This window comes from Christiangramia qingdaonensis (assembly GCF_048381525.1).
Classification (GTDB): domain Bacteria; phylum Bacteroidota; class Bacteroidia; order Flavobacteriales; family Flavobacteriaceae; genus Christiangramia.
Genome location: NZ_JBLWIM010000008.1, coordinates 839671 through 849309, shown reverse-complemented (window position 1 = coordinate 849309; position 9639 = coordinate 839671). Strand labels below are relative to the sequence as shown.

8 protein-coding genes and 1 pseudogene are annotated in these 9639 nt (G+C 40.0%); 3 read left to right on the top strand and 6 right to left on the bottom strand.

Annotated elements, in window-relative coordinates; all coding sequences use genetic code 11:
- Positions 1 to 2544, bottom strand: a 2544-nt coding sequence (gene gcvP / locus ACNI3T_RS04680) for an aminomethyl-transferring glycine dehydrogenase (protein WP_418226818.1), incomplete at its 3' end; no start/stop codon positions are given.
- A gap of 131 nt (positions 2545 to 2675) precedes the next feature.
- Between gcvP and ACNI3T_RS04675 the strand changes: the two genes are divergently transcribed.
- The gene (locus tag ACNI3T_RS04675) at positions 2676 to 3515 is read left to right on the top strand and encodes a UbiA prenyltransferase family protein (protein WP_418226817.1); all 840 of its coding nucleotides are present in this window, start codon (positions 2676 to 2678) and stop codon (positions 3513 to 3515) included.
- Here the strand turns inward: ACNI3T_RS04675 and ACNI3T_RS04670 are convergent.
- From ACNI3T_RS04670 to ACNI3T_RS04650, 5 genes are all read right to left on the bottom strand, one after another.
- Positions 3481 to 3750, bottom strand: coding sequence for a hypothetical protein (locus ACNI3T_RS04670; protein ID WP_322301918.1), 270 nt, complete (start codon positions 3748 to 3750; stop codon positions 3481 to 3483). The two genes, ACNI3T_RS04675 and ACNI3T_RS04670, sit on opposite strands and share 35 nt — an antisense overlap.
- A gap of 2 nt (positions 3751 to 3752) precedes the next feature.
- Positions 3753 to 4304: a sigma-70 family RNA polymerase sigma factor gene (locus ACNI3T_RS04665; RefSeq protein ID WP_418226816.1), complete on the bottom strand. Its 552-nt coding sequence runs from the start codon at positions 4302 to 4304 to the stop codon at positions 3753 to 3755.
- A gap of 91 nt (positions 4305 to 4395) precedes the next feature.
- Positions 4396 to 6426, bottom strand: a complete 2031-nt coding sequence (locus ACNI3T_RS04660; protein WP_418226815.1) for a M3 family metallopeptidase — start codon at positions 6424 to 6426, stop codon at positions 4396 to 4398.
- Between the two features lie 205 nt (positions 6427 to 6631).
- Complete coding sequence (gene purE, locus ACNI3T_RS04655; protein ID WP_418226814.1) at positions 6632 to 7123, bottom strand: 5-(carboxyamino)imidazole ribonucleotide mutase; 492 nt, start codon at positions 7121 to 7123, stop codon at positions 6632 to 6634.
- Position 7124: 1 nt separating this feature from the next.
- Entirely contained in the window at positions 7125 to 8288 is a 1164-nt protein-coding gene (locus tag ACNI3T_RS04650) for a 5-(carboxyamino)imidazole ribonucleotide synthase (RefSeq protein WP_418226813.1), read from the bottom strand.
- Between the two features lie 122 nt (positions 8289 to 8410).
- On the opposite strand from ACNI3T_RS04650, the gene ACNI3T_RS04645 reads away from it, so the two are divergent.
- Together ACNI3T_RS04645 and ACNI3T_RS04640 are read left to right on the top strand one after the other, a co-directional pair.
- Complete coding sequence (locus ACNI3T_RS04645) at positions 8411 to 9523, top strand: adenylate kinase (RefSeq protein ID WP_418226812.1); 1113 nt, start codon at positions 8411 to 8413, stop codon at positions 9521 to 9523.
- Between the two features lie 3 nt (positions 9524 to 9526).
- A pseudogene (locus ACNI3T_RS04640) lies at positions 9527 to 9639 on the top strand (GTPase ObgE); the annotation flags it as partial.

The following is a 9639-nucleotide window of genomic DNA, read 5'->3' as shown; positions in this document are numbered from 1 at the left end:
TTCGATCATTACCGTTCCAGCTACCGGGAATGATACTGTTGGAGCATGGAATCCATAATCGATCAAACGTTTTGCAATATCTGTAACTTCAATACCTTTTTCTTTAAAGGGTCTGCAATCTACGATCATCTCATGTGCCGCACGTCCTCTTTCTCCGGAATAAAGAGTCTTATAATGTCCGTTCAAACGTTCCTTTATGTAATTAGCATTCAAAATAGCATATTCTGTTGCCTTTTGAAGGCCGCCAGTACCAAGCATTTTGATGTATCCATAAGAAATAAGGCAAACGAGGGCTGAACCCCATGGAGCTGAAGAAATCGCACCAATCGCCTGATCTCCTCCGGTTTTAATCACCGGGTTTCCAGGAAGGAAAGGTTTCAACTGCTCAGCTACACAAATAGGACCCACTCCAGGTCCACCACCTCCGTGAGGAATGGCGAAAGTTTTGTGCAGGTTCAGGTGACAGACATCAGCGCCAATTTTCCCTGGATTGGTAAGTCCAACCTGGGCATTCATGTTAGCGCCATCCATATAAACCTGACCGCCATTTTCGTGAATGATATTGGTTACTTCACGAATAGCAGATTCAAATACCCCGTGTGTAGAAGGGTATGTAACCATTAGTGCGGCAAGATTTTCCTTGTGTTTTAATGCTTTTTCGCGTAGATCATCAACGTCTATATTTCCATTTTCAGTGGCCTTGGTGACAATTACTTTCATCCCGGCCATCACTGCTGAAGCAGGATTTGTACCGTGAGCAGACGATGGGATCAGGCAAATATTTCTATGACTGTCTCCATTCGCTTCGTGGTATGCACGTATAACCATTAAACCAGCATACTCACCCTGCGCTCCAGAATTTGGTTGCAAAGAGGTTGCTGAAAATCCTGTAATTTCAGTTAACTGATCTTCAAGTTCTTTTAATATGGTTTGATAACCCTGAGCCTGGTCTACCGGAACAAAGGGATGTAAATTTCCCCACTGCGGATTACTTAAAGGCAACATTTCTGAAGCTGCATTTAATTTCATGGTACAGGATCCAAGACTTATCATCGAGTGGTTCAGGGAAAGATCCTTGCGTTCCAGTTTTTTGATATAACGCATCAATTCAGTTTCTGAATGATACAAGTTGAATACTTCGTGAGTTAAAAATTCGGTTGTACGTTGAAGTGACTCCGGAATTCTAATTTCAGAAGATAATTCAGAAACTTCAGTAGCTTCTTTATCACTTAATTCAGCAAAAACTTTAATGATCGCGTTCAGATCGTCTGTAGTAGTGGTCTCATTGATTGAAATACAGGCACTTTCAGAATCAGGATAGAAAAAGTTTATTTCGTGCTTTTCAGCAATAGTTTTTAAAGATTTAGCGTCAACCTTTACGTGTAGCGTATCAAAATATGCCGAATTCTGCTGTTCGAACCCAAGATTTTTCAGACTGTCCTCCAGGCTAACTGCAGTCGCATGAACAATACCTGCGATGTACTCGAGTCCGCGTGGTCCGTGATATACCGCGTACATTCCCGCCATAACGGCAAGAAGAACCTGTGCAGTACAAATATTGGAAGTTGCTTTATCTCTTTTGATATGTTGTTCACGGGTTTGCAATGCCATTCTAAGGGCACTATTCCCGTCAATATCTTTTGTAATACCAATAATACGTCCAGGAAGGTTGCGTTTAAAATCCTCTCTGGTTGCAAAAAATGCTGCATGTGGTCCTCCATAGCCTAATGGAATTCCAAAACGTTGCGTAGTTCCAACGACGACATCGACTCCAAGTTCTCCCGGAGCCTGAAGCATTACCAGACTAAGTATATCTGCCGCAAATGCAGTTTTGATATTAGCTGCATTACAATTTTCAACAAATTCTTTATAATCGAAGATCTGTCCGAATTTCCCAGGATACTGAACAAGCGCCCCAAAGTATTCTTCAGAAAAGTCAAATTCCTCATGATCTCCAACAATCATGTCGATCCCAAGGAAGTTAGCACGCGTTTCCATTAGAGAAATGGTCTGCGGTAATGTTTGCTGAGAAACGAAAAATTTATTGACGTTTGCTTTTTTCTGATCTCTTTCGCGAACAGAGAATAAAAGTGCCATAGCTTCAGCTGCAGCAGTAGATTCATCTAATAATGATGCATTCGCTAGCTCCATACCGGTAAGATCGCTTACCATGGTCTGGAAATTTAGAAGAGCTTCCAATCTACCCTGAGCGATTTCTGCCTGGTAAGGCGTATACGCAGTATACCAACCCGGATTTTCCAGAATATTTCTCTGGATTACCGCTGGCAGGATGCATTGATGGTATCCTAAACCAATGTAGGTTTTATATAATTTATTCTTTTCTGAAAGCTTCTTAATATGTTCTGCATACTGGTTCTCACTCATTGCTTTTGGCAGATTAAGTGGGTTTTCCAGCCTGATATCATCAGGAATTGTTTCGTATATAAGTTGCTCTATAGACTCAACGCCAATAGTGTCCAACATTTCCTGAAGATTTTCAGCTTTGGGACCAATATGGCGTAATGCGAAAGAATCTGTTCTCATCAATAAATTAAGTTGTGTTTTTGTGGCGCAAAAGTACATAATTCCGAGCTAATTTAAAGTTGTTTAGACGTATACAGTTGTTAAGATTTTTGGCTGACCAAAAACTAGTAAAGAATATGTAATTTCGTAAGATGAGGTACTTTTGCAAGGCTTTTGACTTATATATTAACAGCAGCATCCACGTTGCTATTGCGGTGTTATGTTTCGCGCTTATAAGCATGCTGGAATACAACCTAACGATTGCCATTGATCTACTTGCTTTTATTTTTTTCTCGACAATAACCGGTTATAATTTCGTTAAATATGCTGGTATTGCGAAACTGCATCATTCCAGTCTGGCGGGAAACCTGCGAATCATTCAAATATTTTCTTTTGTAAGTTTTCTGGCGTTGATCTATTTCTCTCTGCAACTGTCAGTAAACGTCCTTGTAGCAACAGGGATCCTTGGCTTACTAACACTTTTGTATGCGCTACCGGTTTTTGGAAACAGCAGGAATTTGAGAAGTCTAGCGGGGATTAAAATATTTGTGATTGCAATGGTATGGGCGGGAACTACAGTTTTGCTGCCCGTAATCAATGCTCAGCAACTGCTGAATCAACCAGTGCTTATAGATTTCTTCCAGAGGTTTTGTATGGTGGTAGTGCTCACGCTACCTTTTGAAATAAGAGATTTAATCTATGACTCTGATTCTCTTGAAACCATTCCCCAAAGAATTGGAGTGCGAAAAACAAGGATCTTTGGGGTTGTTTTATCGATACTGATATGTGTTATTGAAATATTTCAGCGGCAATTCCGCGGTTATAGTCTTCTAGCTTTATTTCTGGTGTGTGTAATTATTGGAATATTCCTGCTAGGTAGTAGGGGACGGCAGTCTAAATATTATGCGTCTTTCTGGGTGGAGTCGATTCCCATAATGTACCTGGGAATTCTGTTGCTTATGAAGTATGTTCTTCCGAATGCAGTTTATTAATTCTTTCACGCCATTCTTTCTTTTTTTCTTCGGAACAGCATTCCAAGTTTGCTTCTTTCAGCTTACGGGTGAGTTTTGAATTTCTGCTGGAAAATGTGCGGCAGGTTCTGCAGAAGGCAAGATGGATGGTTAACTTGATCTTTTCGAAAAAACCGGCTTCATCGTACTGTGCTTTTGTGCAACAGGTAGCTGCTTCAGAACAGTCAACAAAAAGAGATTTACTTTTTTTACTCATAATTAAAACCAGTTTTTTTCCATGCATGCAGCCAGAGCAGTTCTGGCGCGGTGAATAATAACCCACAAATTAGACGGCGTGATATCAAATTCATTACAAATCGCTTCCGTGTCAACCCCATCTATAGTTTTACGCTTAAAAATTGCTGCTTGTTTTTCGTTGATAGAGTCCAGACAATCCAGAATTGCCAGTCCAAGTTCATTATTTTCCATGTCATCCTCGGCGGTACGGTCAAATTGATCTGGAACCTGTTCTTCCAGCCATTCACCTTCGCTATCTTCTCCAGTATAATTGATCTTAACTTCTGCCTGACCTTTCGCTGAATTATTACGACGATAATGATCAATGATCTTTCGTTTAAGGATTGAGATAAGCCAGGTTCTTTCGCTGGCTTCGCCCATAAAATTCTTAGCAGATTTTAAGCCCGCCAGGAAGGTTTCAGAAATTAGGTCATTAGCGACCTCACGGTCATTTACACGCACGATCGTATAATTAAACAGATAATCTGAATATCTGTCTACCCATTTATTAGGATCAAGTTGGTTTGAAGGCATGTGTGCTTGTGACGGTTGCAACTCAAAAATATGAAAAGAATGGCGATCCCTAAGCTTTATGGTCAGGTTTTACCATTCTTTTCAGAATTATTTACTTACTGATTAGACCAGCTCTTCTTAATAGAGCATCTGGTTTTGGTTCTTTTCCGCGGAAGCGTTTGTACAGTTCCATTGGATGCTCTGTGCCACCTTGCGAGAGTATATTATCTTTAAATTTATCTGCGATATCCTTGCTGAATATTCCGTTTTCTGTAAAATATTCGAACGCGTCTGCATCCAGTACTTCTGCCCATTTATAAGAATAATATCCTGCGGAATAACCACCCTGGAAGATATGGGAAAATGCTGTACTCATACAATTACTCGCCACATCCGGGAATAATTTGGTAGGTTCGAATGCTTCTATTTCATGTGACTTTACATCACTTACATTCGAAGGATCCTGAGCATGCCAGCTAAGATCTAACATTCCAAAGCTTAACTGTCTTAAGGTTGCCATACCTTCCAAAAAGTTGGAAGATTCCTTGATCTTAGTGATGTATTCCTGTGGAATGGCTTCACCGGTTTTATAATGTTTTGCAAAGAGTTGCAATGCCTCTTCCTCGTAACACCAGTTTTCAAGAACCTGGCTTGGTAGTTCTACAAAATCCCAGTATACATTGGCACCAGAAAGACTTGGGTAAGTTGTGTTTGCGAGCATACCGTGTAAGGCATGACCAAATTCATGGAATAATGTAGTTACTTCATTAAAAGTTAATAATGAAGGTTGTTTCTCTGTTGGTTTAGTGAAATTACATACAATTGATATATGGGGTCTCTCATTCTGCCCATTTTCTATCGACTGTTGTTTGTAAATAGTCATCCATGCACCATCTCTTTTTCCGGGGCGAGGATGAAAGTCGGCATAAAACAGGGCGATATCATTCCCTAAAGTATCGGTGACATTGTAGGTTCTAACATTCTGGTGATATACATCAACATTAGTTGTTTGTTCGAAATTGAGTCCGTAAAGTTTCCCTGCAATAGTAAACACACCATCAATCACTTTCTCTAACTGGAAGTATGGTTTCAGCTTTTCGTCATCCAGATCAAATAATTTCTGTTTCAGTTTTTCTGCATAATAAGCCGAATCCCATTTTTGCAAGGTGTCGATCTGGTCAAGCTCTTTAGCGAACTTTTCCAATTGACTAAACTCTCGCTCTGCTGCAGGTCTTGCTTTCTCCAGCATTTCCTCAAGAAAAGACTCTACTTTTTGCGGGGTTTCTGCCATACGTTCTTCAAGAACAAAATGAGCATGGGAATCAAAACCAAGTAGTTTTGCTCTTTCATATCGCAGTTTTGCGATATCAAGAACAATTTGCTGGTTATCTAATTCATCACCTTTAAAAGCTCTCGATCCAAATGCCAGAGAAAGTTCCTTTCGCAACTCCCTGTCATCAGCATATTTCATGAATGGAATATAGCTTGGGTATTCGAGACTGATTATCCAGCCTTCGGTATCCTTGGATTTTGCAATATTTCTGGCCTCTTCTTTGAAACTGTCAGGCAATCCACCTAATCGGGATTCTTCGGTGACTACCAGCTCATATTTATTGGTTTCAGCTAAAACGTTTTCACCAAACTGCAATTTTAGCTTAGATAGTTTTTTGTCGATCTCACGTAGGGCCTGTTGACCTTCGCTAGGCAGGTTGGCGCCATTTCGGGTAAATGCTTTGTATTTCTGATCAAGTAAAGTAGTTTGCTCCTTGTTGAGGTCCATTGACTCTCTTCGATTGTACACCTTTTTAACTCTTTTGAAAAGAACATTATTCAGAATAATATCATTCTTAAATTCTGAAAGTAAAGGAGAAACATCCTGCGCGATCTTCTGAATTTCTTCATTAGTCTCCGCGGAGTTTATGTTGAAGAAAATGCTGGTAACCCGATCAAGTTTTTTTCCAGAAAACTCTAATGCTTCGATCGTATTTTCGAAGGTTGGTTCTTCCTTACTGGAGGTGATAGCCTCAATATCTTTTTGGGCAAGTTCTATAGCCTTGAGAATGGCAGGTTTGTAATCTGATGTTTTTATGCTTGAAAAAGGAGCCTGATTAAAATCTTCCAGTAATATATTTTGAGAGCTCATGAATGTAAGTTTAACGCTTTTGCAATATTATATGAACGTTATTGCAAAAGATCTAATTAAAATTTCTATTTTAGCCTTTTAATCGATTAAAGATCAACTTATAACGATACAGTAGTATAACAAGTTCTGGTTAAAATTTAGAATGGTTAATAAATAATAACGGATTAAAGGTTTACTGCTTGGGGATCACATTGTGATCCCTTTTTTATTTCTTTTTCTGAACGCTTTTCGCGCCTTCGATCACCTTCTGTTTAAGACCTTCTTTGTAGACAAGGATCTTGTCCATTACGCATTTATCTGCCGTACCTATAATTTGCGCAGCCAGGATACCTGCGTTCTTGGCGCCATCGAGTGCAACGGTCGCGACAGGTACGCCACCGGGCATTTGTAGAATTGACAATACTGAATCCCAGCCATCTATGGAGTTTCTTGATTTCACTGGAACTCCAATTACTGGCAATGGGGACATGGAAGCTACCATCCCTGGAAGGTGAGCTGCACCACCGGCACCTGCAATAATAACTTTGATATCTCTTTCGTGAGCGTTTTTGCTAAAATCGAATAATTTCTCGGGCGTACGGTGAGCTGAAACGATATCTACTTCCACCTGTATGTCAAATCCTTCCAGCATGTCGATTGCTTCCTGCATTACAGGCATATCGCTGGTACTACCCATGATCACAGCTACTTTTCCCATCTTATAATTTTTTACTAATAACTTGAATACTATTCTTTACTTCTTCAGCGATCTTTCGAGCTTTGCCAAGGTCTTCATTTACAATCGTTACATGACCCATCTTACGAAAAGGTCTGGTAATTTTTTTACCATAGATATGCGGAGTAACTCCTTCCATACCCATGATCTTTTCTATGTTTTTATATTGAACTTCACCTTCATGATCTTCATCACCTACCAGATTTACCATGATCCCGCCAAGTTTATTATCGGTTTTACCTAAGGGCAGATCCAGAATAGCTCTAATTTGCTGTTCGAACTGGTTGGTGTAGGAAGCTTCAATACTATAATGACCACTATTGTGAGGCCTTGGAGCCACTTCATTGATCAAGATTTCATCGTCTTCAGTCTGAAACATTTCAACCGCAAGTAATCCTACGTGTTCAAATGCTTCGGAAACATTTTCAGCCAGTTTCCTTGCCTTTTCGGCTACATTATTTTCGATACGTGCTGGACAGATGACATATTCAACCTGGTTAGCCGTGGGATGAAATTCCATTTCCACTACTGGATATGTGCGAACTTCGCCTGAAGGATTCCGTGCCACGATAACCGCCAGTTCATTTTTGAAAGGCACCAGGTTTTCAGCAATACATTCTGTATCGGGAAGATTGGCAAGATCAGCTTCTGTTCTTATAACAGATACTCCTTTTCCATCATAACCACCGGTTGCACTTTTCCAGACGAAAGGTAAGCTTACTTTTTGCTTGTTGACGTCTGATTTTAAAAGTTCCAGATTTGGAAATCTTTTGAAAGCTGCAGTTGGCAAATTGTGCTGTTCGTAAAATTCTTTCTGTACCGCCTTATTCTGAATTTTCTCCAGGGTTGCTGCGGAAGGGAATGTCTTAATGCCTTCGCTTTCCAGCTGTTTTAAAGCTTCTATATTAATACCTTCGATTTCGAAAGTTAATACATCTGCTTTTCTGCCAAACTGAAGCACAGTTTCATAATCCATTAGATCTCCCTGCTCAAAATAGTCGCAGGAAATTCTTGAAGGAGCCTCTGGACTTGGGTCCAGCACAAGCGTCTGGATATCGTACTTTCGGGTCTCGTAAAGCATCATTTTGCCAAGCTGGCCACCACCTAGAATTCCCAGTTTAAAGTCTGATGAGAAATAATTTACCATAAGTTAATTCGGCTTTTCGCAAAAATAAGTTATTCCTGATTCCTGCCATATTTATTCAGCAAGAATTCGGGAAGGCGGGCTTGTATAGATTCCTTATCTTTGCCACTTAAAATTGCTGAATTTTGATAAAGCTACACGATCTGGAATTCGAACCTTTTATCTCTGAGGATGAAATTACGAAAGCCATCGATACTATTGCTAAACGATTAAATGACGAATATGCAGGTAGAAAACCTGTATTTATCGGGATCCTGAATGGCTCTTTTATGTTTGCTTCCGAAGTGATCAAAAGATTTGAGAGTGACTGCGAAATTAGTTTCGTAAAAATGGGTTCTTATGAAGGCACCAAAACTACTGGAGAAGTCAAAACCTTATTAGGCTTAGGACAGGAACTTGCCGGTAGGGAAGTTGTTCTTCTGGAAGATATCGTGGATACCGGTAATACGCTCGTTGAGGTTGATAGAATATTAACTGAAGCAGGCGTAGCTAACTACCAGGTGGCAACACTTTTTTTCAAACCTTCAGCTTACAAAAAAAATGTTCCGGTACAAATTATCGGGATGGAGATACCTAATAAATTTATTGTTGGTTACGGTCTTGACTACGACGGTCTGGGCAGAAACCTAACTCAAGTATACAAACGCAAAGAAAGCAAAATGACAAATCTAGTGCTGTTTGGCCCTCCGGGTGCAGGCAAGGGAACTCAGGCAACCATTTTAAAGGAAAAGTACGATCTTATACATATTTCTACGGGAGATGTATTCAGGTATAATATCAAGAATCAGACTGAACTTGGGCTGAGCGCAAAATCGTTTATTGATAAGGGGCAACTCGTTCCAGATGAGGTTACCATCAATATGCTTAATGCAGAAGTTGAGAAAAATGAAGGTGCTAACGGATTTATTTTTGACGGATTTCCAAGAACTGAAGCCCAGGCGGAGGCATTAAGTGAATCTTTGGAAGCGAAAGGTACAGAAGTAAATGCCATGATCGCTCTGGAAGTTGAGGATGAGATCCTTGTTGAAAGATTGCTGGAAAGAGGTAAAACTTCAGGTAGACCAGATGATGCTGATGAGCGTGTTATTCGCAACCGCATCAAGGTTTATTATGCTGAAACTGCCATTTTGAAGAATTTCTACCAGAAACAAAATAAGTATTACGGAGTGAATGGTGAAGGTAGTATAGAAGAGATCACTACTCGACTGAGTTCTGTGATCGATGATTTAATGAAATAAGATATGACTGAAGGGAATTTTGTTGATTACGTGAAGATTCATGTTTTCTCCGGAAAAGGAGGGAAAGGATCTGCGCACCTGCATAGAGAGAAATATATAACCAAAGGAGGTCCCGA